The 26,142-nt window shown below is 37.0% G+C and carries 17 protein-coding genes and 1 pseudogene; 12 read left to right on the top strand and 6 right to left on the bottom strand.

Annotated features, from left to right (window positions below; genetic code table 11):
• Window positions 1–206: 206 nt before the first annotated feature.
• The 4 genes from INR75_RS17255 to INR75_RS17240 form a co-directional block, all read right to left on the bottom strand.
• On the bottom strand, window positions 207–1,649 hold the full coding sequence (locus INR75_RS17255; protein ID WP_223089775.1) for an alpha-amylase: 1,443 nt from the start codon (window positions 1,647–1,649) through the stop codon (window positions 207–209).
• 80 nt (window positions 1,650–1,729) lie between these two features.
• Window positions 1,730–2,869 carry a SusE domain-containing protein gene (locus INR75_RS17250; protein ID WP_223089774.1) on the bottom strand — a complete coding sequence of 380 codons (1,140 nt, stop codon included), beginning with the start codon at window positions 2,867–2,869 and terminating at the stop codon, window positions 1,730–1,732.
• A 16-nt stretch (window positions 2,870–2,885) separates the two neighbouring features.
• Entirely contained in the window at window positions 2,886–4,508 is a 1,623-nt protein-coding gene (locus INR75_RS17245) for a RagB/SusD family nutrient uptake outer membrane protein (protein ID WP_223089773.1), read from the bottom strand.
• 11 nt (window positions 4,509–4,519) lie between these two features.
• Entirely contained in the window at window positions 4,520–7,447 is a 2,928-nt protein-coding gene (locus INR75_RS17240; protein ID WP_223089772.1) for a TonB-dependent receptor, read from the bottom strand.
• A 239-nt stretch (window positions 7,448–7,686) separates the two neighbouring features.
• Here INR75_RS17240 and INR75_RS17235 point away from each other — a divergent pair, with 239 nt between their 5' ends.
• From INR75_RS17235 to INR75_RS17185, 11 genes and pseudogenes are all read left to right on the top strand, one after another.
• Window positions 7,687–8,706 (top strand): LacI family DNA-binding transcriptional regulator, encoded by a 1,020-nt coding sequence (locus INR75_RS17235; RefSeq protein ID WP_092542045.1) that lies wholly within the window; start codon window positions 7,687–7,689, stop codon window positions 8,704–8,706.
• Between the two features lie 142 nt (window positions 8,707–8,848).
• Window positions 8,849–10,216 carry an MFS transporter gene (locus INR75_RS17230; RefSeq protein ID WP_223089771.1) on the top strand — a complete coding sequence of 456 codons (1,368 nt, stop codon included), beginning with the start codon at window positions 8,849–8,851 and terminating at the stop codon, window positions 10,214–10,216.
• A 24-nt stretch (window positions 10,217–10,240) separates the two neighbouring features.
• The gene (gene pgmB / locus INR75_RS17225) at window positions 10,241–10,897 is read left to right on the top strand and encodes a beta-phosphoglucomutase (protein ID WP_223089770.1); all 657 of its coding nucleotides are present in this window, start codon (window positions 10,241–10,243) and stop codon (window positions 10,895–10,897) included.
• A gap of 12 nt (window positions 10,898–10,909) precedes the next feature.
• Window positions 10,910–13,210 carry a glycoside hydrolase family 65 protein gene (locus INR75_RS17220; RefSeq protein WP_223089769.1) on the top strand — a complete coding sequence of 767 codons (2,301 nt, stop codon included), beginning with the start codon at window positions 10,910–10,912 and terminating at the stop codon, window positions 13,208–13,210.
• 35 nt (window positions 13,211–13,245) lie between these two features.
• Window positions 13,246–15,357: a glycoside hydrolase family 97 protein gene (locus INR75_RS17215; protein ID WP_223089768.1), complete on the top strand. Its 2,112-nt coding sequence runs from the start codon at window positions 13,246–13,248 to the stop codon at window positions 15,355–15,357.
• A gap of 277 nt (window positions 15,358–15,634) precedes the next feature.
• A complete protein-coding gene (locus tag INR75_RS17210) occupies window positions 15,635–17,482 on the top strand; it encodes a glycoside hydrolase family 13 protein (RefSeq protein ID WP_223089767.1) in 1,848 nt (615 codons plus the stop codon).
• Between the two features lie 2 nt (window positions 17,483–17,484).
• Window positions 17,485–18,930, top strand: coding sequence for an alpha-amylase family glycosyl hydrolase (locus INR75_RS17205; protein ID WP_223089766.1), 1,446 nt, complete (start codon window positions 17,485–17,487; stop codon window positions 18,928–18,930).
• Between the two features lie 123 nt (window positions 18,931–19,053).
• Window positions 19,054–20,040: a 6-phosphofructokinase gene (gene pfkA, locus INR75_RS17200; protein WP_223089765.1), complete on the top strand. Its 987-nt coding sequence runs from the start codon at window positions 19,054–19,056 to the stop codon at window positions 20,038–20,040.
• A gap of 17 nt (window positions 20,041–20,057) precedes the next feature.
• Window positions 20,058–21,056 (top strand): type I glyceraldehyde-3-phosphate dehydrogenase, encoded by a 999-nt coding sequence (gene gap, locus INR75_RS17195; protein WP_092542061.1) that lies wholly within the window; start codon window positions 20,058–20,060, stop codon window positions 21,054–21,056.
• A 99-nt stretch (window positions 21,057–21,155) separates the two neighbouring features.
• The gene (locus tag INR75_RS17190) at window positions 21,156–22,013 is read left to right on the top strand and encodes an N-acetylglucosamine kinase (protein ID WP_092542063.1); all 858 of its coding nucleotides are present in this window, start codon (window positions 21,156–21,158) and stop codon (window positions 22,011–22,013) included.
• A 53-nt stretch (window positions 22,014–22,066) separates the two neighbouring features.
• Window positions 22,067–22,915 (top strand): annotated as a pseudogene (locus tag INR75_RS17185) (YifB family Mg chelatase-like AAA ATPase); the annotation flags it as partial.
• A 15-nt stretch (window positions 22,916–22,930) separates the two neighbouring features.
• Here INR75_RS17185 and INR75_RS17180 read toward each other — a convergent pair.
• The gene (locus INR75_RS17180; protein ID WP_223089764.1) at window positions 22,931–23,551 is read right to left on the bottom strand and encodes a recombinase family protein; all 621 of its coding nucleotides are present in this window, start codon (window positions 23,549–23,551) and stop codon (window positions 22,931–22,933) included.
• A 175-nt stretch (window positions 23,552–23,726) separates the two neighbouring features.
• On the opposite strand from INR75_RS17180, the gene INR75_RS17175 reads away from it, so the two are divergent.
• A protein-coding gene (locus INR75_RS17175; protein WP_086026153.1) for an IS3 family transposase occupies window positions 23,727–24,931 on the top strand; the annotation gives its coding sequence in 2 pieces (ribosomal slippage) (window positions 23,727–24,006 and window positions 24,006–24,931; 1,206 coding nt in all).
• 492 nt (window positions 24,932–25,423) lie between these two features.
• Here INR75_RS17175 and INR75_RS17170 read toward each other — a convergent pair.
• Complete coding sequence (locus INR75_RS17170) at window positions 25,424–25,870, bottom strand: hypothetical protein (RefSeq protein WP_223089763.1); 447 nt, start codon at window positions 25,868–25,870, stop codon at window positions 25,424–25,426.
• Window positions 25,871–26,142: the final 272 nt, after the last annotated feature.

Genomic DNA, 26,142 nt, shown 5'->3' with positions numbered 1-26,142 from the left:
AAATAAATATAATTTGGATAAGTTTTAGAGGCTGACTTCTAACGGATAAGGAGGAAAATAAAAATTGAAGTCGATTTTATACAATCTGAATAGAAATTTAAAAATAGAATTTACTTTTCAAAAAACAGGTTTTTATATCATAAAAAAATCAAAAAACGGGATAAAAATTAATTTATCCCGTTTTCTATTGAATTAGTAAATTAAATCTATTCTGTGATCGACCAGATCGCATAAGAATTTGAAGGAGCTTCGATAGTTACTTCTCCATTTTCGTTTACTTGTGGGCGATAATTTGAATTTTCTGAATAATCCATTAAGATCGAAGAATCCCAGCTTGTAGTAATTGTTCTTCTTTTTCCGTTAGGAGATAGATTAATATAAAGAATTAATCCAGGATTTTCTGAATCTCCACCTCTTTGCATGATATATTCATCTTCATCTGCATAAATTACATTTACAGATCCGGTAGCCAAACTATTATGGATACTAATTAGTTTATTTATTTGATCCTGAAATTCTGGATTCTCGTAATCAAGATAAAAAACCGTTGGATATCCAGGATGGGTCATAATAAAAGCATATGCTTTTAATTTATTTTCAGATTCGATATAATTATCGATGTTTCCATCCTTTTCTGTATCGTGATTCGCTGTAAATGTCACAGCTTTATCAGGATGTGTTTGCCAAACCTGGTCTCTGGTTAGATAGGTTAGATCTTCAAACCTGTCGAATGCCTGCTCCATTCTGTAGAAGGCTGCAAAATCAAAAGCTCCACTTCCGGTAGCTTCAATATGAGATCTTATTAGATCTGGATCACCATCCCAAAGCTCACTTACCGAAAAGCCACCAACTGCATCCAGCCATTCTTTGATCACAAAAGGCTCGAAACCTAGTACATAATCGAAACGCCATCCATCAAATCCTATAACATTTTTGTAGTATTTCGCTACAGAATTTTCGTCTTCCCATAACCAGTTTTGCACGCGTTCTCTATGGTGATCTAAGTTAGTTTCAGCATAAAATAAACTTCCCGGATCGTAGTTGCTTACGCTATTTGGATAAAAATCTTCGTAATTTCTATTGAACATTCCAGAAGCATTGCCGTGAGTTTCGTCGAATAAGCTATACGTATCTTTTTCGCGATATGGATTGTATTCTAAGCCACCACCAGAATTATGATTTAAGATAATATCTGCAATAACCTCGATATCATTATCGTGTGCAACGCTTATCATATTTTCTAACTCATCACGAGTTCCAAATCTAGTAGGAGTTGTTCCATGCTGATTAAAATTTCCAAAATCAAAATAATCAGAAAGGTCGTAACCCATAGAATATCCACCAGATTGCCCTTTGGTAGCTGGTGGGATCCAGATACGGTTTACCCCGGCATCTGCCCAGGTTTCCATTTTATCTGAAATCGTGTTCCACCATTCGAATCTTGGCTCTACATCCCAATAAAAAGCCTGCATCATTACTCGGCTTCCATTATCATACTCCTCAAGGTTTAATGCTGAAACAGGTTCTGGTTGCTCTACACCATTATCATCATCTGGATCTACTGGCGCATCATCATCTGAAGAACATCCAATAATCGAAGCAACACTTAGCAGACATATAAAAGGATACTTAAATATATGTTTTTTCATAAATAAAAATTTAGAAAAGGCTGCGTTAAGCAGCCTTTTATTGGCACCGCCAAACGGTATAATACCCCTAGGCAGTTTTCTTAGTTTTTAGAAATAGAGTAAGTGTATTGTCTTGGATTGCTTAGGTCTAAAGTGATGGTATAATTTCCATCTTCTGGAATTCCGATATTAGCACCACCAAATTCCATTGTTCCATCAGCATCATTATCACCAATATTAAGATCCCATGCATCATTAGCTCTAAACTTGATACCGTTATCTGGTGCTTCCTGCTCGGTTAAATCTAAAGTTACACTCCATGTTTTAGTTTCAGGATCGTAAGTCATATCTGTATCACTATCCCATCCTGTTGGAGTAGCATTTCCAATAACACCCCAGTTGGTTTCAGTAAGACTGTAAGTAAGTGCAGCAGTATCTACATTTATAAGGAAGTAACCTCCAGTACCTTCAGGGGTACCCGCATTTACTTCACCTTCCTGAACAATAGTCCCTGTAAAATCACCATTTTCTGTACCTGCATCTCCATAATCACCATCAAAGCTTTCGTTGCTTGGTAAGAATTTATATTCTGGAGCGTCTACGTTCATGTAAACAAATCCTTCATAATCTGTATTTCCTTCAGCAGAAGCTGCAAGTGGAGTAGCGTCGGCCGGAGTCCAGTCTGATCCATAACCACTAGCTCCTAAGAAGTTTCCAACTACATATAGCATTGGAAGCTCTAATGTTTCTTCTTCCTCTTCTGGAAGTGTTACATTGATGCTCATAATAGATGACAATTGCTCTACAACATTTCCAGCATCAGCGCCAACGTAAGCACGAAGTCTAAGGTAAATTGTACCAGTATTAGGCTCTGCAGTTGTTGGATCATTATCTAATCCTGCCTCTCTGGCTAATGCTAGTAAATTACCAACCGTTACTGCTAAATTTGTTTGAGTAACATTTCCTAATAGAGAATAAGTTTCAAAACTTTCTGATACAGATGCCTGTAATTCGTAGTTTACTGGTGTTTGTACATCGAAGTCTGCTTCGTTCCAAACAAATCTTTCTGCCAGGTTATCTGAATTTGAGGCTTTAAGCATATACGTTTCTAAAGTAGCATTGGTAAATGCTATTCCGTCTGGATCTGGCTTTGCTGTAAAAGTAAAGTCATCGTCTTCTGTACAAGCTGTGAAGCTTAATATTGCGATAAACGCGATGAATAATAGAGTTAACTTTTTCATTGTGTCTTTATGTTTATTAATAGCCTGTATTTTGAGTTAAATTAGGATTGATTAAAATGATGTTACTTGGTAGTGGGAACAAAGCTCTAAAATCACCAACCGAGGTTCCAGATTGCGAACCACCTTTAAATGGCCATAGATAATTACCTGAAGTAAAATCGTTGTATCTAATAAGATCTGTTCTTCGCTGTCCTTCCCAGTACAATTCTCTTGCTCTTTCGTCTAATATGAAATCTGTAGTAAGATCTGCTGAAGAAATATTACCATCAGAATTTCCAAAAGCTCTTTCTCTTAGCTCGTTGATGTATCCAACAGCATTTTGCACACTACCACCAGAACCACCACGAGTTACCGCTTCAGCATACGTAAGATAAATTTCTGCCATTCTAATGATAGGTAGATCTGTATCTACGAAGTCTCCACCGGTATCATTACCAGCATTTCCTTCAGAATCGATATTCTTAAACTTAGTTACCGCATATCCATCTGTAAAAGTATTGGCGATCGTGTTGATCTCAAGACTTTGACCTTCTGTAAAGAACATAGCTCTTTGATCTGCCCATTCGGTTGGGTTACCATCAGCATCTGAAGCTGTTACCGCATAGTCGAATTTGTTTACCAAAGCCTTTGTTGTTCTTAAGCCAGACCATCCACCATTCACTCCATAGGCAGAAGCATCCATTTCACCACCAATGGCAGCATGCACAAGAAATGTAGTCCCTCCATAAGTTCTGGAACTGTTACCATCGAAGTTCAATGCGAAGATAAATTCGTCTTGAGCACCATTACTATCATTGTCTGCTAAGAAAAGTTCGTCATAAGCAGACCCATTTCCGTTAGCATCTACAGTGTTGATCTGGTAAGATGAATTGATCACCTGGTTTGCATAGGTAATCGCATCTGTATAACGATCCTGACCGATCCAGGTTTCAGCGTTAAGATAAAGTTTTGAAAGAAGAGCCCAGGCTGCTACACGATCTACACGACCATATTCGCTAGCACCACTTTCATTTAAATTATCCTGAATTTCGATCAATTCAGTTTCAATAAAATTAAAGATCTCTTCTCTCGAATTTTGAGCTGGTAATTCAGTTGAAATCTGAGTTACCAAAGGAACATTTCCATAAAAATCGATCAGGTTGTAATACGCAAATGCTCTTAAGAAACGTGCTTCAGCAATAAAAGAAGCTACTGAAGGATCATCCAAAGAAGATGCATTTGAAATAAAAGAGTTACAAAAAGATACCTCTTGCGCAAGACGATAATACATTGCTGTAGTAAAATCATTTCCTGCACCCCAGCTCATAGCATGTAAATTAGGAAGTCCCGGGTCACCCCAACCTACAACAGCATTATCTGTAGTAAGCTCATTTAAACTAAATAACATTCTGGAATATTGTGAAGTTCCTTCATCTATTCCAGAAATATCAGGTTGTCCTGCTGGTCCCTGTTGTCCTGTTAAGGCTAAACTGGCATAAAGTTTAGCTAAAGCACCTCTTGCCTCGTCTGCATTAGCAAATACATCATTCTCTGTAAAACTATCTGGATCGATAGGTGTTTGATCCAGGTCATCATGGCAAGACACTATAATAAGTGTAGGTATGATGAGCGCTAATTTCTTTATATAATTCATTTTCATACTTCTTTTTTTTAGAAATTAAGATTTACACCAAAGGTAAAAGTTCTTGGTCTTGGATAGAAGTTATTGTCGATACCTCCATTAATTTCTGGATCAAGACCATCATAGTCTGTCACGATAAGCACGTTTTGCGCTGTACCATAAAGACGTAGTGTAGATTCTTCAAAGATTTGATCGAAAGTATATCCTAGTGTGATATTGTCTAATTTGAAGAAAGACGCATCTTGTACATAGTAATCACTTTGTAGATTAGTTTCAGTTAAACTTTGGAAACCAGTATTAAAGTAATCTCTATGTAGATTTGTTAGAATACTATTCTCTGTGGCTCTTATCTCATAAGATTTTGCAGAAGCCATATTGTTATATGCATAGTTTCCTAAACTAGCTCTAGATACAACCGCTAGATCCCAATTCTTAAAACTAACATTGGTATTTAATCCCATAGTGATATCTGCAAAAGGATCCTTGTATAAATATTTATCTTCATCGTTGATCTGGTTGTCACCATTACGATCTACATAAGCACCTTCGATTGGTCTTCCCGCTTCATCATAAACCTGTTTGTAAACCCAGTAGCTAAAAGGAGAATATCCTTCTTTGTGTAATTGGATATTATTACCAGTACCTCCATTGATTCCACCAGTCTCTACCTGGTCTGGTAAATTGGTGATCTCATTATCGTTATAAGCGATATTGTAGCCAATACTCCATTTAAAATCATCGGTTTGTACAGGAACTACATTTAATTCGAATTCAACACCTCTGTTTTCCATGTCTCCAATGTTCTTATCGATACCATTAGAAAAGTTAGTAAATGGATCTATAGTTACGTAGCTAATCATATCTTCTGTTCTCTTAAGATATGCGTTAATAGATCCAGAGATTCTGCTATTAAAGAATGAATAATCTAAACCGGCATTTAAAGTTTTTCCAACTTCCCATCTAAGGTCTTCGTTATAAGCTTCTGGACGGTAAGTTTGGTAATATGATTGTCCAAATTGATAATATGCATTAGATCTTGAACCTGTATATTTCGTTAAGAAAAGATAATCTCCAAGACCATTTACGTTTGCGATCTCACCATAACCTACACGAAGTTTTAATTGATCTACAGTATTAGAATTAAAGAATTCTTCGTTATTAATATTCCAGGCTACAGCAAAAGAAGGAAAGTATCCCCAACGATCATCTGGATTTAATTTAGAAGAAGCGTCAGCTCTTAAAGTTGCAGTTACTAAGTAACGATCTGCATAGTTATAATTTGCTCTACCAAAATATGATAGTAATGTACTTCTCCATTTATCGATAAATTCTGCATCGTTTCCTTCTTCTGCAGCTTCACTATCAAAACTGTAGTTATCGTTTTCGAAACTCTGATAAGAATATCCCAAAACAGCGTTCAAACTGTGGTCATCAAAATCATTATCATACGTTAAATAAGCATCGAAAAGTTTATTAGTAGAGTTATTCGTATAATTTGAGTACGAGCCATTCCAATCTAACTGAGAAGATGGCATATTTTCTGAAACTATCGTTCTACCATGACTATTTGTTCTATCTAGTCCAACGTTAACAGTCGCTGTGACATCTGGGAAAAAGTGTAGTTTATAGTCAACTTTTGCATTTCCTATAAAACGACGAACTTCAGCAGAATCATCTTTTTCGTTAATCAGTGCAATTGGGTTAACAGGAGCCAGGTTGTTTAAAGCATATCTATCTGCTTCCTCACTATATACTAACCATGAATTATAGTTACTAAATGGTGAGTTTGGATCATAAATAGGCTGTGTAGGATCGTAATCTACAGATGTTCCAATCGCATCACGGTTTGCGAAAGTATTTTCAGTATACATTCCACGTCCGTTAAGCTCAAATTTCAAATGACCATCCATAAAACTTGGCCTTAAGCTTACAGATCCTGTTGTTCTGGAAAAGTTATCACCAGATAAAATCCCATCCTGGTCTGTATATCCAACTGAAGCACGAGTTGGCATAAATCCACCAATGTTCCCGGTAGTACTTAAGTTGTGATCAAATCCTATTGCTTCAGAATAGATTTCTTCCTGCCAATTCATGTTAGCATCACCTAGTCTTTCGATAGCTGCTTCGTTCCCAACCTCGTTTACCAGTGCTCTAAACTCATCAGCATTCATTACATCTACATAATTTGTAGGTCTTGACACTGTTGTGTTACCAGAGTAGTTGAATTTAAATTCCTGTCCTTTACCTTTTTTAGTAGTAATTAAAACTACACCATTGGCAGCACGAGAACCATAGATCGCTGTAGAAGAAGCATCTTTTAGAACGGTCATGCTCTCGATATCATTTGGATTAATGAAATCTAACGGGTTTCTGGATCCACCAACATTGCTGTTATCTAATGGAATTCCATCTACTACGTAAAGAGGAGAACTATTTAAAGAAATAGATCCGATACCACGAATATTGATACTTTGTCCCTCACCAGGTGCTCCACCACCTGAAGTCACGGTAACACCGGCGATCTTACCAGTGATTAACTGTCCTGCAGTGTTTACCTGTCCCTGGTTAAAATCTTCGGTAGAAACCTGATTTACGGCACCTGTTGCATCTTTTTTACGAACGGTACCATATCCAACCACAACTACTTCATCTAAAGTAGCCTGATCTTCGTCTAACTGTACATCTATTGTTTGCTGTCCTGTGAATTCGACCTCTTTAGTAGAGAATCCTAAAAATGAAAAAGCGATGGTATCACCCACTACAAGGTTTTCGATAGTGTATAAACCATCAAAGTCTGTAATGGTTCCATTGCTGGTTCCTTTTACAATCACGTTTGCTCCAGGCACCGGCATTCCAGTTGCGGTTTCAGAAACCGTTCCGGAAACGGAATTTTGGGCAAAAAAGCTCATCGGCAGCATAAGCAGCAAAAACAATGTGCTTTTAATTAATGTTCTCATAAATTTCCCTATTGAATTTTACTTAGATTATAAACTTGATATTTTTACTTCCTGAGGTTAAAATTATACAATTTTTAAGTTCTTTTTTTGAGGATATCTCAATAAACCCTCACTACAACGTTGTAGTGTTGAAAACTTTTCTTTTTTAGGCGGTTAAATTGCTTAAATCGCAAATAGAAACATGATTTTAATGTATTTTTGAGGCTACAGAGAGCTCGAAAAAATGTAGATTGAATTTTATGAGGCCAAAACTTACTTTAAAGCAAATAGCGAAAGAATTAGATGTATCGATTTCGACGGTTTCAAAATCGTTGAGAGATAGTCCAGAGATTGGTGAAGATACTAGGCAAAAAGTTCAGGCTTTTGCAAAATTATACAATTATAAGCCTAATAATATTGCGCTAAGCCTTAAAAACAGAAAGACAAAAACTATAGGAGTCGTAATTCCAGAAATTGTACATCATTTTTTTACGACCGTTATTAGTGGGATAGAACATGTCGCTAATGAAAAAGGCTATAGTGTAATTGTATGTCTTTCAGATAACAGTTTTGATAAAGAAGTGCTGAATATGGAGATGCTTGCTAATGGTAGTATCGACGGATTCATACTTTCGGTTGCTAAAGAGACCATGCAAAAAGGCGATTATCATCATTTAATCGAAGTGGTTAATCAGGGAATGCCTTTGGTACTTTTTGATCGCTCTGTAGAAGAAGTTCCTTCAGATAAAGTGATCATTGATGATGTAAAAGGCGCTAAAAAAGCGGTTCAATGCCTAATCGATAAAGGAGCCCGTAATATTGGTATCATTTCGACAGTAGATTATATTAGTGTTGGGAAATTAAGAACCCAGGGCTATACTGAAGCACTTGTAGAAAATGGTTTTGAGGTAAATGAAAAAAATATCCTGAAAATCGAGAATATGGATCAGGTAGAGCAGGAAATTTCAGCTTTTGCTGAGTCTGGAGATTTTGATGCCCTCTTTGCGGTTAACGAACATTTTGCTGCGGCTGCCGTTCGAGCAGTTCGAGATAAAGGACAAAAAGTTCCTGATGATGTTCAGGTTATAGGCTTTACCGATGGAGAATTATCCAAACGTTTTATTCCTAGTCTAACAACCATCAGTCAGCACGGAAGCCGAATGGGCGAGGAGGCTGCACGCTTGCTTATAGAGAAATTAGAAAAGTCTCCAAATGAGGAAGAAAGCTACAAAACGATCATTGTGGAAACCGGTCTAATTGAGCGAGAATCTACAAAATAATAATTTTAATGGCGTAATTTTTAAATTATTAGCTATCTTTATCGCCAAATTAGTTAATTTATCAGAACTTATATTTTTACTTCCTACCTAAATTAAGTTTTGATAAGTCTTAGTGCTTATCGTAACCTTTTAAAATTACGATATGCAGAAACGCAAATTAAGTTTCTGGGAGATCTGGAATATGACATTCGGATTTCTCGGGATTCAAATGGGATTCGCATTACAAAATGCAAATGCCAGCCGTATCCTTCAGGTTTTTGGTGCAGAGGTCGAGCATCTCTCATGGTTTTGGATCGTCGCTCCTGTTACAGGTTTGATCGTCCAACCTATTATTGGTTATTATAGTGATCGTACCTGGACCAAATTGGGTAGACGCCGTCCCTTTTTTCTAACAGGTGGAATTTTAGCTGCCATTGGTTTGGTGTTAATGCCAAATGCCGACTTGTTTACTGCAATTATGCCGTCTTTATGGGTTGGTGCGGGGATGTTAATGATCATGGATGCTTCTTTTAATGTAGCCATGGAGCCATTTAGAGCTTTAGTAGCCGATAATCTTCCAAGCGATCAGCGAACATTAGGTTTTAGTATTCAAACGGTATTAATTGGGATAGGAGCGGTGGTTGGCTCTTGGTTACCTTATGTTTTAACCAATTGGTTTGGATTTTCGAATAGAGCTTCGGAAGGTGAAATACCTTTAAATCTTCTACTATCTTTTATCATTGGAGCTGTAGTTTTAATAGTAAGTATCTTAATTACAGTATTTACCACTAAAGAATATAGTCCTGAGGAATTAGAGCATTTTCACGCACAGGAAGATAAACCTGGTGACATTGTTCCAGATGAAGAGAAATCTAAGATCACTGATATTTTTACAGATTTTGTAAAAATGCCGCATACCATGCGCCAATTAAGCTGGGTGCAGTTTTTCTCCTGGTTTGGATTGTTCGGAATGTGGGTATTTGCTACTCCGGCCATTGCGCATCATATCTATGGATTACCACTCTCAGATTCTAGTAGTGAAACCTACCAGGATGCAGGGGATTGGGTTGGGATCCTATTTGGAGTTTATAATGCCGTTTCTGCTGTCTTCGCGTTTTTCTTACCGGTAATCGCTAAAAAAGTAGGCCGTAAAAAAACGCACATCATTTCATTACTTATTGGTGGAGCAGGTTTGCTTTCCATTTATGTAATGCCCGATGAAAACTGGGTGATCTTAAGTATGGTTGGTATTGGTGTTGCCTGGGCAAGTATCCTGGCGATGCCGTATGCTATTTTAGCCGGAGCGATACCACCTCGAAAAATGGGTGTTTATATGGGGATTTTCAACTTTTTTATTGTTGTGCCTCAAATAATCAATGCGTTAATAGGCGGGCCTATGGTAAAATACCTTTATGGCGGTGATCCTATTTATGCACTAATGATGAGTGGCGTGGCATTTATAATTGCGGCGATACTTACCCTAAGAATAGACGATGTAGACGAAGAAGTCTCATCTAATGCTACTAACTAAGAATTCAAGAAACATACTACTAAAATGAGTCAAAAAGCTATCATATTCGATCTTGATGGTGTAATCGTAGATACTGCAAAGTTTCATTTTTTAGCCTGGAAGAAACTGGCTAATGATCTGGGTTTCGATTTTACCAAAGAACAGAATGAAGAACTAAAAGGAGTGAGCCGGGTAGATTCGCTTAAAAAAATACTGAACTGGGGAAACAAAGAACTTTCAGAAGAGGAGTTTAATCGTCAAATGCAGCTTAAGAACGAGAATTACCTGTCTTATGTAAATGAGATGGATAAAGGAGAGGTGCTTCCGGGAGTACAAAAAGTACTGGATTATCTAGAAGAAAATAATATTCCGTATGCACTGGGATCTGCCAGTAAAAATGCACGTCATATTTTAGAGAAAATCGATTTAAAAGATGGTTTTTCTGCGATTGTAGATGGTACAGATGTTAGCAAGGCAAAACCAGATCCCGAAGTTTTCTTGATTGCTGCTGAAAAACTAAATGTGGCTCCGCAAAAATGTATCGTTTTTGAAGATTCGGTTGCCGGAGTACAGGCAGCGAACAAAGGTGAAATGACAAGCATTGGAATTGGTGAAGAAAAAACACTTCACGAAGCCGATTATATCTTCAATGATTTTACAGAGATCTCGATCGAATTTTTAAAAAATCTACTCCAAAAATAAATAATATCAGCAATGAATCAGGATTATATTAAACCAGATGCATGGTCCATTATAGAAGAAGGTTTTGATGCCGCGCGCGTAGAATCTTCAGAAAGTTTATTCAGTATTGGTAACGGTGCTATGGGGCAACGTGCCAATTTTGAAGAGCAATATTCTGGCGATACTTTTCAGGGGAATTATATCGCCGGTGTTTTTTACCCCGATAAAACAAAAGTGGGATGGTGGAAAAACGGCTACCCTGAATATTTCGCTAAAGTTTTAAATGCGCCCAATTGGATAGGAATAAATGTTTCTATAAACGAAGAAGCTTTAGATCTTAATACTTGTAAAGAGGTTAAAGATTTTGTGCGTGAACTAAATATGAAAGAAGGCTATCACCAAAGAAGTTTTGTTGCGGTGATGCCAAACGGTCTTGAAGTAAAAGTTACAGCAACCCGTTTTCTTTCTATTGTCGACGACGAGTTAGGTGCTATAAATTACGAAGTTGAGGTTCTTAACGCAGATGCTGTGGTAAAATTCACTCCGTATCTGGATGGAGGGATCACCAATCGCGACGCTAACTGGGAAGAGCGTTTTTGGGAAACTTTAGCCGTTAAAGCTGAAAATGAGCAGGCTTTTGTGGTTTCTAAAACCTTAAAAACCGAATATCATGTAGGCACTTATATGCAATCTGAAATCACTTTGAATGGTGAAAAACTTCAGGTTGAAGGTGAAGTAGAAAAAGCCGAAGATCAGGTAAGTATTTCGTATTCAGTTAAAGTAAATAAAGGAGAAAAAATTGCGCTTCAAAAATATGCCGGTTATGTAACCGATATGAATCACAGCCAGGATTTGCTAATTGGAGCTGCAAAAAATGTGCTTCAAAAAGCTATAAAATCTGGTTTTGCAGCATTGCTTCAGGAGCAAAAAGAAGCCTGGGCGAAGATCTGGGAAATGGCAGATATCACGATCGATGGTGATGTAAAAGCACAACAGGGAATTCGTTTCAATATTTTTCAGCTAAATCAAACGTATTTAGGGAAAGACGAGCGATTAAATATTGGTCCAAAAGGATTTACAGGCGAGAAATATGGCGGTAGTACCTATTGGGATACCGAGGCGTATTGTATTCCGTTTTATATGGCGACCAAAGATCAGCAGGTAGCTAGAAATCTATTAACCTATCGTTACAACCATTTAGAAAAAGCGAAAGAAAATGCACAAAAATTAGGATTCACTAATGGAGCAGCGCTTTATCCAATGGTAACCATGAATGGCGAAGAAAGTCACAACGAGTGGGAGATCACTTTTGAAGAAATTCACCGTAATGGTGCGATGGTTTTCGCGATCTACAATTACGTTCGTTTTACCGGAGATTACAGTTATGTGCCAGAAATGGGCTTAGAAGTAATGATCGCGATTGCTAGATTCTGGCAACAGCGAGCAAACTTCAGTAAAAACAAGAATAAATATGTGATCCTTGGTGTAACCGGGCCAAACGAATACGAAAACAACGTAAATAACAACTGGTACACTAACTATTTGGCAAAATGGTGTATCGAATATTGTATCGAAAATATCGAGAAAATTAAAGCTGAATTTGCTGAAGATCATTCTCGAATTATGGCTAAAACCAGTTTAGATGCTGAAGAAATTGCTAAATGGAAAGACGTAGCTGAAAATATGTATTTCCCATATTCTGAAGAATTGGGTGTTTATCTTCAGCAGGATGGTTTCTTGGATAAAGAGATCGAGCCGGTGAGTACGCTTACCAAAAAACAGCGTCCAATTAACCAAAATTGGAGTTGGGATCGCATTCTTAGAAGTTGTTATATCAAACAGGCAGATGTGCTTCAGGGATTCTATTTCTTTGAAGATCATTTTTCCGAAGAAAATTTAGAAAAACATTTCGATTTCTACGAGCCAATTACTGTTCACGAATCTTCGCTGTCGCCTTGTGTACACAGCATTCAGGCTGCGAAATTGGGTAGAATGGAGCAGGCCTATACTTTTTACTTAAGAACTTCTCGATTAGATCTAGACGATTATAATCACGAGGTAAAAGAAGGTTGTCACATTACCAGTATGGCGGGAACCTGGATGAGTATTGTAGAAGGTTTTGGCGGAATGCGTGTGGTAGACGAAAAATTGTCTTTTACGCCACAATTGCCGGAGCAATGGAACAGTTTCAGTTTTAAAGTGAATTTTAGAAACCAGATCCTAAAGATCAATATTGGTAAAAATGAGACTACATTTTCTGTAGATGGAAACGAGCCAATGACCGTATTGTTAAACGGAGAAGCGATTGAGGTGCAAAACACCATAAAAAGCTAAACACGCCTTTAAAGGCATTTTAAAATTTTTCGAAGATGAAAAAAATAATAACAGTAATTACAATTTGTTTTTCTTTTCTAGGATTACAGGCACAGGAGTTAAAATCTCCTAATGGCGACCTGGAAATGAAATTCAGTTTACAAGAAAACGGAACTCCGGCGTATCAATTATTTTACAAAGGAGAAGAAGTGATAAAAACCAGCACGCTTGGTTTAGAACTTAAGGACGATGAAACTTCGTTGATGAGCGGATTCGAAATTTCTGACTCAAAAACTTCAAATTTCGATGAAACCTGGACGCCGGTTTGGGGAGAAACAGCTGAAATTAGAAATCATTACAACGAATTAGCGATCACGTTAGAGCAAACTTCAGCAGAAAGACGAATGATCATTCGTTTTCGTATGTTCAATGATGGTTTAGGTTTTAGATATGAATTTCCGCAGCAAAAAAATCTAGTGTATTTCGTAATTAAAGAAGAACACACACAGTTTGCCATGACGGGAGACCATACGGCGTATTGGTTACCGGGAGATTACGATTCTCAGGAATATGATTACACAACGTCTAAGCTTTCAGAAATTAGTAGCAAATTCGACGAAGCCTGGGTTGGGAATGCTTCACAGACGCAATTCTCAAAGTCGGCCGTGCAAACTTCTTTAATGATGAAAACTGAAGACGGAATTTACATCAATCTTCACGAAGCAGCTTTAAAAGAATATTCGTTAATGAACCTGAATTTGGATGAAAAAAACCTTGTTTTTGAATCCTGGTTAACCCCCGATGCGTTAGGAAATAAAGGATATCTTCAGGCGCCTGCGATTTCACCGTGGAGAACGATCATGGTAAGTGATGATGCTACAGATATTTTAGCATCTAACATCACGCTAAATCTTAACGAACCTAATAAGATCGAAGATACTTCGTGGATAAAACCGATGAAATATGTTGGCGTTTGGTGGGAAATGATCACCGGGAAAAGTACCTGGAATTATACTGATGAATATCCATCTGTTAAATTAGGGGAAACCGATTTTGAAAATGCTGAGCCAAATAGAAAGCATGGCGCTACAACCGAGCATGTAAAAGAATATATCGATTTTGCTGCTGAAAATGGTTTTGATGGTATTTTAGTTGAAGGATGGAACGTTGGATGGGAAGATTGGATAGGAAACTCTAAAGATTTTGTTTTCGATTTTGTAACACCTTATCCAGATTTTGATGTTGAAGGAATCCAGGAATATGCAGAAGCTAAAGGAGTGCAAATGATCATGCATCACGAAACTTCTTCAGCAATTCGTAATTACGAGCGTCATTTAGACACCGCTTATCAGTTTATGAATAAATATGGTTATCCTGCCGTAAAGAGTGGATATGTTGGTGATATTATTCCGCGTGGCGAACATCATTACGGGCAGTGGGCAATCAATCACTTTTTATATGCAGTGAAAAAAGCAGCCGACTATAATATTATGGTAAATGCGCACGAAGCGGTTAGACCAACAGGATTACGTAGAACATGGCCAAACTTAATAGGTAATGAATCTGCCAGAGGAACCGAATTCCAGGCATTTGGTGGATCAAAACCAAATCACGTGACCATTTTACCGTTTACACGTTTAATTGGTGGGCCAATGGATTACACTCCGGGAATTTTCGAAATGAATATCAGTAAGATCAATCCAGACAATAACTCTCACGTAAATTCTACTTTAGCAAATCAGTTAGCACTTTATGTAACAATGTACAGTCCGTTACAAATGGCAGCCGATCTTCCTGAAAATTACAAGCGTTTTCCAGATGCTTTTCAGTTTATCAAAGATGTGGCTTTAGATTGGGATCAAAGTAAGTATATCGAAGCAGAACCGGGAGAATACATCACCGTTGCTCGTAAAGCTAAAGGAACTGAAAACTGGTTTGTAGGAAATGTAAATGGTACAACGCCAAGAACTTCAAAAATTAAGCTTGATTTCTTAGAAGATGGGAAAAAGTATGAAGCAACAATTTATGCAGATGCAAAAGACGCTCATTACAAAACCAATCCGCAGGCTTATAAGATCACCAAGAAAACCGTAACGAGCAAGTCGACTTTAAAACTGACTTCAGCTCCAGGTGGTGGTTATGCGATAAGTATTTTTGAGAAGGAATAACTAGAAGTTAGGTTTTAGAAGTGAGATGTAAGAAATATCTAGTAGTCATCCCGGACTTGATCCGGGATCTCATTTAGAATAATCTGGATGAGATTCTGATTCAAGCCCGCCTGCCGGACGGAAAGGTTCAGAATGACAGTAATACTTGCTGTCACTTCAATTGACTTTATTGAAGCGAAAGCGTAAATAAAATAGTATCGAGAAATCTTATTTAACCCAAAATTAAAGGCTGATAGCTGGTAGCTAAAAGCTGTGAGCTGAAAACTGAAAACAAAAAATGAAAACGAAATTATACCACCTTGTGTTACTCCTGTTATGTTTTACAGGAGTAGCGCAAGCTCAAATCGATAAAATGGAACCGCCTTTTTGGTGGAGTGATATGAATCTGGAAGAACTTCAGATCATGTTCTACGGAGAGAATATCGGGACTTACGAGGTTTCTTCAGAAGATGAGGTGATTATCAACAATATTAGAAAAACTGAGAATCCAAATTATGTGTTTGTGACCATCAATTCTGGAGATCTTGCTGCAGGAGATTACCAATTTACCTTCAGTAAAAAAGGTAAAAGAAATATTACCAAAACTTTCGAATTAAAGCAAAGAGAAGAAGGTTCAGCATTAAGAGAAGGATTCGATGCTAGTGATGCGATCTATTTAATTATGCCAGATCGTTTTGCTAATGGAAATCCAGATAATGATTCTTCAGCAGAAATGCAGGAAAAAGCCGATCGTTCTAAGCAAGGTGGCCGTCATGGTGGAGACTTACAAGGTGTGATCGATAATCTGGATTATTTAGATGATCTTGGAATTACCGCACTTTGGAGCACACCTTTACTGGCAGATGATGATGCCGGATATTCTTATCATACTTACGCGCAAAGTGATGTTTATAAGATCGATCCTCGTTACGGAACCAACGAAGATTACAAGCGTTTAGCTGATGAACTTCATAAAAAAGATATGAAGTTAATTATGGATTATGTGACGAATCACTGGGGAAGCGAGCATTGGATGATCAAAGATCTGCCAACTTACGATTGGATTCACCAATTTCCGGGTTACGCTAATTCTAATTATAGAATGACTACGCAGTACGATCCGCATACATCTCAACACGATTTTAAATATTGTGTGGATGGTTGGTTTACGGGTACGATGCCAGATTTAAACCAGAGTAATCCTTTGGTGTTAAATTATTTGATTCAGAATGCAATTTGGTGGATCGAATATTCTGGTTTGGATGGTTTTCGTGTAGATACGTATTCTTATAATGATAAAGAAGGCATCGCAAAATGGACAAAAGCGATCATGGACGAATATCCATATTTTAATATCGTTGGGGAAGTTTGGATGCATGACCAGGCGCAGATAAGTTATTGGCAGAAAGATAGTCCTATTGGTGCGATTCAGGATTACAATTCTAATTTACCATCGGTAATGGATTTTACGTTGCACGATGCGATGACGTCGATGTTTAACGAGCCAGATGCCAGCTGGGATCGCGGAATGATTAAAGCGTACGAGAATTTTGTGAATGACTTTTTGTATGCCGATACCGATAATTTAATGGTTTTTATGGGAAATCATGATACTGGTAGATTTAATGAAATTTATGATGGCGATTTCCAGAAATACAAAATGGCAATGACGATGATCGCCAGCGTTCGTGGTACTCCACAGTTGTATTACGGTGACGAAATTGGTATGCGTGGTGATAAAGGTAAAGGTGATGGCGCGATTAGACAGGATTTTCCTGGCGGTTGGGAAGGAGACGAACAGTCTGCTTTTACTGCGGAAGGAAGAACGGAGACACAGTCACAATATTTCGATCTGACTTCAAAATTATTGAATTTCAGAAAAGAAAATGAAGTGCTGCAATTTGGGAAAATGCTTCAGTTTTTACCTGAAAATAATGTGTATGTATATTTTAGATACAATGATGAAAACCGTGTAATGGTGGTGATCAATAACAATGCTGAAGACCAAACATTGGATCTGAAAAAGTATGCTGAAGGAATCCAAAATTCGACATCTGGGAAGGAAATTATTTCCGGAGAAACTATTCAGTTAGACGAGAGTTTAAGTATTAAGGCTCAGGATGCCATGTTAATTCAACTTCAATAAAAATGAACAGATTTATAATAGCGGCGCTTGCAGTTTCGATGCTTGCTGCCTGTAAAAATGAAGCTTTAGAAGATTCGGTTAAAAATGAAGACGAAAAAGCTCAAAACTTAGCTCCTATAAATGATAGTATTTTAGGACAATCGGTAATTTATGAAGCTAATATTCGCCAATATTCTCCTGAAGGTACTTTTAATGAGTTTACGAAAGATATTTCGCAGTTAAAAGAACTGGGCGTGAAAGTGATCTGGCTAATGCCGGTATATCCAATATCTTCAGTAAAAAGAAAAGCTGCAGATGGTCGTTTTGCAGAAGAAATAGAGGATGCTAAGGAACGCGAAAAGATTTTAGGTAGTTATTATGCAATTTCAGATTATACAGGGATTAATCCTGAATTTGGAACGCTGGAAGATTTTCAGGAATTAGTGAAAACAGCGCACGATAATGATATCTATGTAATCTTAGATTGGGTAGCAAACCATACCGGTTGGGATCATGTTTGGATTGATGAACATCCTGAATTCTATACGAAAAATGAAGCAGGGGAAATTATAGATCCTATAAATCCGGATACCGGCGAAAGTTGGGGATGGACAGATGTAGCCGATCTTAATTATGATAACAAAGAGTTATGGACAGAAATGCGCAAGGAAATGCGTTATTGGGTTGAAGAGCAAAATATCGACGGATTTAGATGTGATGTAGCTGGTGAGGTGCCAACCGAGTTCTGGGAATCTGCAGTAAAGGAAATCAAACAGGTGAAACCAATCTTTATGCTGGCAGAATCTGAAGATAAAGATCTTTTCGAGGAAGCTTTTGATATGGGTTATAACTGGGAAGGTCATCATATTTTAAATGCTATTGCACAGGGCGAGAAAAACGCTAAAGATTTAAGTGATTATTTAAAGAAGATCGATACTACATATCAGAAAGATGATTACCTGATGAATTTTGTGACCAATCACGACGAGAATAGCTGGAGTGGATCTGTAAATGAACGAATGGGAGATGCGGCAGAAGTAATGACGGCACTTACCTTTACAATGCCGGGAATGCCGTTAATTTATAGCGGGCAGGAATACGATATGCAAAAGCGTTTGCGATTTTTTGAGAAAGACACCATTCCGCATCAAAAAAATAAATTCTGGCCAATTTTATCGAAACTTGGCTCATTAAAGAATAGTAGTATAGCGCTAGATGGATCGAAAACTTCAGCGAATTACACTGAAATTGAAAATTCTAAAGAAAATGCTATATTTAGCTTTAAAAGAACGCAAGGCGATGATAAAGTGATCTTTATAGGAAACTTAACAGATCAGGAAAAAAGCTTTACGATCGATCTTAATGGGGAGTTTATTGATTATATGAACAACGAAAAAGTTTTCGTAATTGAAGAAAATCAAAAATTTCAATTTTCTCCATGGGAATATAAAATTTTAATAATTCAGTAATAAAATTCACAAAATGATAAAAACAGCCCCTATTTGGGGCTGTTTTTATTAGTTATCAACCGAAATCGATTTAGTTTAAACACAAATTAGGTTATATTTAAGATTTAAAATAGATTTGAGGTGATGGCAAATACAATAAGAAAAATTGGTGTCTTAACGTCTGGAGGAGATGCTCCAGGAATGAACGCCGCAATTCGCGCGGTGGTTAGGGCTTGTTCTTTTTATAATGTTGACTGTGTAGGGGTTTATAGAGGCTATCAAGGTTTAATGGAAGGCGACTTCGAAGAACTAAATGCCAGATCTGTACGTAACATTATTAATAAAGGAGGTACTTTCCTTAAGTCTGCTCGTTCTATGGAGTTTAAAACCGTAGAAGGTCGTAAAAGAGCTTACGAACAATTAACAAAAAATAACATCGACGCTTTGGTTGTTATAGGTGGAGATGGTACTTTTACGGGTGGCGTTTATTTTAGTCAGGAATTTGATCTTCCAATAGTTGGAATTCCTGCTACGATCGACAACGATATTAGCGGTACAGATTTTACTTTAGGGTACGATACTGCACTTAATACAGTTGTAGATGCCATTGATAAAATTAGAGATACTGCCAGTTCTCATAATCGATTGTTCTTTATCGAAGTTATGGGAAGAGATGCGGGAGACATTGCTCTTAATAGCGGAATAGGAGCAGGAGCCGAGGAAATTCTAATACCCGAAGAGGATGAAGGTGTAGAGCGAATGTTAGAATCCTTACGTAAGAGTAAAATGTCTGGCAAACTTTCCAGCATCATAGTAGTAGCCGAAGGAGAAAAAAGCGGAAAAAATATATTTCAGCTTGCTGAATATGTAGAGGAGCATTTAGAAGATTACGACATACGAGTATCAGTTCTTGGACATATTCAAAGAGGAGGGCGACCAAGTTGTTTCGATCGCGTTCTTGCAAGTAAATTAGGAGTAGGAGCTGTAGAAGCTTTATTAGACGGTGATTCTAAAGTAATGATTGGTTTAAATCATCAACACGTAGTTCGCGTTCCGCTAACCGTAGCCATAAATGGTGAGGCAAAATATGATAAAGAATTAAGAAGGGTGGCAGACATCACTTCAGTTTAAATTTTAAAAATAGAAAAATGAGTACAAAAATTGGAATTAACGGTTTTGGCCGAATTGGGCGTATAGCCTTTAGAATAGCTGCACAAAGTGAAAAAGTAGAAGTTGTTGCTATCAACGATTTACTTGATGTAGATCATCTAGCTTACCTTCTAAAATATGATTCTGTACACGGTAAATTTGATGGTTCTGTTGAAGTTAAAGACGGAAACCTTGTTGTGGACGGGAAAACAATTAGAGTAACTGCTGAAAAAAATCCTGCAGATCTTAAGTGGAAAGATATTGAAGCTGAAGTTGTATTAGATTGTACAGGAATCTTTACAGATTTAGATAACGCTAAAGCTCACCTTGAAGCTGGCGCTAGAAAAGTTGTAATTTCTGCACCTTCTAAAACTGCTCCAATGTTCGTAATGGGTGTTAACCACCACGAAGTAACTGCAGATCAGGATATCGTTTCTAACGCTTCTTGTACTACTAACTGTCTTGCTCCACTTGCAAAAGTGATCGATGATGAGTTTGGTCTTGTTGAAGGTTTAATGACTACAGTTCACGCTTCTACATCTACTCAGTTTACAGTAGATTCTCCATCTAAGAAAAACTTTAGATTAGGAAGAAGTGCGATCGCTAACATTATCCCAAGTTCTACAGGAGCTGCTGTAGCTGTAACTAAAGTAATTCCTTCACTTAAAGGAAAACTAACTGGTATGGCATTTAGAGTTCCTACCACTGATGTTTCCGTTGTGGATCTTACTGTAAAAACAGAAAAAGCTGCTTCTTACGACGATATCAAAGCTGCTTTCAAGAAAGCTGCTGGTGGAGATTACAAAGGAGTAATTTCTTATACAGATGATGCTGTTGTTAGTCAGGATTACGTTTCTGATGCTCATACTTGTAACTTTGATGCTGAAGCTGGTATCGCTCTTAACGATAACTTCTTCAAATTAATCGCATGGTATGATAACGAATATGGTTATTCATCTAAACTTGTAGATTTAGCTGCACACGTAGCTTCTTTATAATAAATTCATATAAGCCTGAAAGATTGTGCGGTAATTCAGATTTTTTGAATTTGCATGGTTTTTCAGGCTTTTTTATCTCTAATCAATACTAAATAGCAAATGATACTAATAGCAGATGGTGGCTCTACAAAGTGCGACTGGATATTAATGGATTCCACCGGTGAAAAGATTTTTAAGACAAGAACTAAAGGATTAAACCCGGCTGTATTTCCAGAAATAGTATTGGAACAACGTATAGAAGAAAATCCAGATCTTAGAGAAGTAAAGGATAAGGTAGAAAGAGTTCATTTTTTTGGAGCAGGTTGTGGTACAGATAAACCTAGCAATTTGCTGGCTGGGATTATCGCTAACTTTTTCACCAATGCAGATGATGTAATGGTTAAAGAAGATATGGTTGCTGCTGTTTATGCTGCCACTACAGAGCCCGGAATCGTATGTATTCTTGGTACTGGATCTAATTCGTGCTATTTTGATGGAGAAAATATTCACCAGGCGGTAGCTTCTTTAGGATACATTTTGATGGATGAAGCTAGTGGAAATTACTTCGGAAAGAGATTGATTCGTGATTACTACTATAAAAGAATGCCTCCGGAACTTGCTGTTAAATTTGAAGAGAAATTTGATGTTAGCAGTGACGAAATAAAAAAGAATATCTACCAAAAAGACAATCCAAATACATATTTAGCTTCTTTTGCAGAATTCATTTTTGCTAACGAGCGTAATGGATATTTCTATAAGTTGGTTCACGAAGGATTAACAGATTTTGTACATTCTCGTGTACTTTGTTATCCAGAATGTCGTACCACTCCGGTTCACTTTATCGGAACGATTGCTTACTTTAGTGAAGATATTATTAAAGCAGTCCTACAGCCTTACGGTATAGAAGTAGGAAATATTGTTAGACGTCCTATTGATGCTTTAGTAGATCACTATCGTAAAAATGTGTTAACTGTTTAAAATACAGTTAATTAAAATATTTTATTTACTACATTTAGAGAAAACGTCTTTAAATGCTGGTAAAAGTTTATGGTAGCGCTGTCTTTGGAGTAGAAGCAACGACCATCGCGGTCGAGGTAAATATCGACAAAGGAATTGGTTATCATTTAGTAGGTCTGCCAGACAATGCGGTTAAGGAAAGTAGTTTTAGAATTGCCGCAGCACTTCAGAATAACGGATACAAATTTCCGGGAAAAAAGATTATTGTAAATATGGCTCCGGCCGATCTTCGCAAAGAAGGATCGGCTTACGACCTTACTTTCGCTATCGGTATTTTGGCCGCTTCTGGCCAGATCAAAGCCGAAAATATTTCAGAATATATCATAATGGGAGAATTATCCCTTGATGGAAGTTTACAACCCATCAAGGGAGCACTTCCTATTTCCATTAAAGCAAGGCAGGAAGGATTTAAGTATTTTATCTTACCCGAGCAAAATGCTAAGGAAGCGGCTATAGTTTCAGATGTAAAAGTCTTTGGCGTAAAGAATATCAAAGATGTTTGCGAGCATTTTGATAAGGATATTGAACTTCCTGAAACCATTGTAAATACCAGGGAAGAATTTTATAATCACTTAAATCATCCAGAGCATGATTTTGCAGATGTTAAAGGGCAGGAGTCTATAAAACGCTGCATGGAAATTGCTGCTGCCGGTGGGCATAACATTATTCTTATTGGTCCTCCCGGTGCCGGTAAAACGATGCTCGCTAAAAGATTACCCAGTATTTTGCCTCCCATGACCTTGCATGAAGCACTGGAAACTACAAAAATTCATAGCGTAGTTGGAAAAGTAAAAGATCACGGACTCATGGCGCAGCGCCCGTTTCGTAGTCCGCATCATACGATTTCCGATGTGAAAGTATTAAAGTAGGTGGTGGTGTTACAGTTGCATTAACTTCTTGACCTTCTGTACGGTACCGTTAGATTTAGATGTTAACTTCATAGTGTTACGGATTGATTGGCCCTTTTTCAAGTGCTTTAGTACATCTTTATGTTTAGCTAAAAATTGTTGAGGTGTTTCAGTTGTCCCCTCATTTCGCCCCAATTTTCCACCATCACGAATGTATTTGGCCCTCCCACTATTTAACCGTTCTTGTGTTTGCTTTAATTCCAGAGCTGCGAAGCTCGCACCGATTGAAAGCATTGTTTGGGTCATAATATTTGGAGTCCCATCGGAATTTAATGTAGATAAGCCATGATTATCAATTATAATATTAATGCCTTTTTCATTGGTCACCTCAACAAATTGGAGGAAATCAATAACCTTTCGGCTAATACGGCTTATTTCACTAACGATTATATGTTGTACGTTTAGTTCCTTAACTAAATCAAGTATTTTCTGATTATGGTCTTGATTTTTGGTTCCGCTATGGTAATAACTGTAGACCTCAGCAACATTGTACTGATTCCCGTATTTGGTTGTGAGTTCTTCAATTTGACGGTTCACATCCTGTTTTTTTTCATTGGTTGAACATCTGGCAATAATTAAAGAAGTTTCCATAAATAGATTTTTGTTATCGTTAGATAATCAAATATAGTTTTTATCTATGATATAACAAAATAATTCTTTGATAAAAAATGATTCAAATACTGTATTAAAAAATGTTTGGATATGGACTTTTTTTGATACACTGGAATTACTACATTAGACCGGACACTAAGTTGAGAGAATATTTTTGCTAGTTATTACCTTAGCAATTATGAGAAGAAAATCTAAACATTACACCTTAGAATTTAAACAAAAAGCAGTCGAGTTAAGTTATGCTAAAGGCAATGTAAAACAAGTATGTGAAGACTTGGATATATTTCCATCTGTACTTTACCGTTGGCGTAGAGAGTTAAAAGATTACGGTAACAACAGTTTCCCTGGCCGTGGTAATCCTAAAATGACCGATGAAGAAAAAGAGATAGCCCGATTAAAAAAGGCATTAAAAGAAGCCGAGTTAGAACGAGACATCTTAAAAAAGGCCATCAGCATCTTCTCCGCGAGCGACAAGAAAAATACAGGTTTATAAAACAACACCTTATGAGATTTCCTGTCGAGACGATGTGTAAAATATTGAAAGTAAGCAAAAGTGGCTATTACCATTGGTTACAATCGGGACCAAGTAAATTATGGTTAGAAAATCAAAAGGTAACTGGGCTTATTAAATCTATATTTAAAGATAGCTTTCAAAGCTATGGTTCACCTAGAATAAAAACAGAACTAGAGACATTAGGCTATAAAATATCAAAGCCTAGAGTTGCACGTATTATGAGTGCTAATTATTTGTTTGCAAAACGAAAACGTAAGTTTAAAGCAACCACATATAGTCAACATAATTACCCCATAGCTCCTAATTTATTAAACCAAAACTTTGAAGTAAGCCGACAGGATCAAGTTTGGGTAAGCGATATAACCTATATCAAAACCAAACAGGGCTGGTTATACCTTACTGTCATTATTGATTTGTTTAACCGCAAAGTTGTTGGATGGGCTCTAAGCGATAATCTAAGTACAGAAGACACTATTATTAAGGCTTGGCATATGGCTATAAAGAAAACTACTTTAACCCAGTCTTTAATTTTTCATTCCGACCGAGGTATACAATATGCCAGCCATAAGTTTACCTCATTAATTAAAAGTTACAATGGCTTAGTAAACCAATCTATGAGCAGAAAAGGTAATTGCTGGGATAATGCCATTGCTGAATCGTTCTTTAAATCATTAAAGGTAGAATGGGTTTATAGGCACAATTATAAGTTGAGATCTGAAGCGGAGTTATCCATCTTTGGATGGATAGAAACTTGGTATAATAATAGAAGAAGACATTCCTTTTTAGGAAATAGAACTATAAGAGAATTTGAATTAGACATGTATAACCTTAAACTAGCAGCGTAGTCATTCAACTATTTGTCCAGTTTTTTGTTGCAAGTCCACACTTTCTTTTTTGATTCATTAGGATTGCTTTCCGAGGATGTGATCCTGCGGATCACATCTAAATAAATTTTATTAAACATTTCCCTCGTCTTTACGACCACACCCACTTATTTCCTCTTGGTAGCCCCTATAAAACGAGAAAACCCCACAATACATCATATTTGCATCGTAGGGTTTTACCCGTCATATACGGCCCGTAAAGGGACCGTAAAAGGCTTTAAAAGTCTACTTTAGAACCTAATCTTCTCATTATGGGTGGGCATTCAATCCTTCCGCAGTAGAAAGTAAGGCTAATAGGTTATTTTCATAGAGGTACCACCATTCCCTCATCAGTGATTCATTGGAACAATCGGCATTTTCTTCATATTCCATTAGAACATAATTAATTAATAATTGTTTCGTTCCTGGGTTTTGGTCCAGGTTAAAATTGCTCATTTATAAATTCTTTCATAGCTATTTAGTTTTCAGCATGTAATCTATTACATTTATTACGTTATTAATTTCTGCTACCTCCAAACGATATTCATGGGCAGGTAGATATCGGTTAATTATGGTGTTGATGGTATTTTTAATTTCTTTAGGCTTCATGTCACTCACCATATGAACATGATTAACACCTTTTTGAGTTTGTTCAACGACCCATAGAAATCTACCTTCAGGAAGGTGATACTGTACTTCACCTATCAAACTGTAATGGTAATCCTTATCAAAGGAATCTTTAGTTATCCAGGTAATAAAGCTTTTCCAATCTTGGTTATACAATGTACTTTTCTTGGTCTTGTATTTTGGTAAGAAGAGGTAAACTATACTTCTTTCAATGAACCATTTGTTATTCAACATATACATTTTCGATGGTATATTCTTGAATTTCTTTTTTATTTGTTTTACCCGTGACCTCATAGTTCTTTTACAAATACCTACCATCTCCATTACTTGTGTAGTAGTATAGTACTTTGTGTTTTTTAATGTACCATAGTGTCTTTCAATTTGTGATTCATAATTAAGTTTTACATTCATTTTAAATTCATTTATACTTCTATTATTATACAACAGCAGGACAAGCAAAATTAAAATCTGCCCAGCTTGTTAATATAATTATCGAGTAAAAAGGAAAATTGTAAAGCTTATGCATCATTTTTTTTTAAATAAAAAATAAGTGGCTTATGTTGAGG

This window comes from Zunongwangia sp. SCSIO 43204, assembly GCF_019904275.1.
Classification (GTDB): domain Bacteria; phylum Bacteroidota; class Bacteroidia; order Flavobacteriales; family Flavobacteriaceae; genus Zunongwangia; species Zunongwangia mangrovi.
Note: the sequence above shows the minus strand (reverse complement) of the source record. Positions and strands in the feature narration are given on the sequence as shown.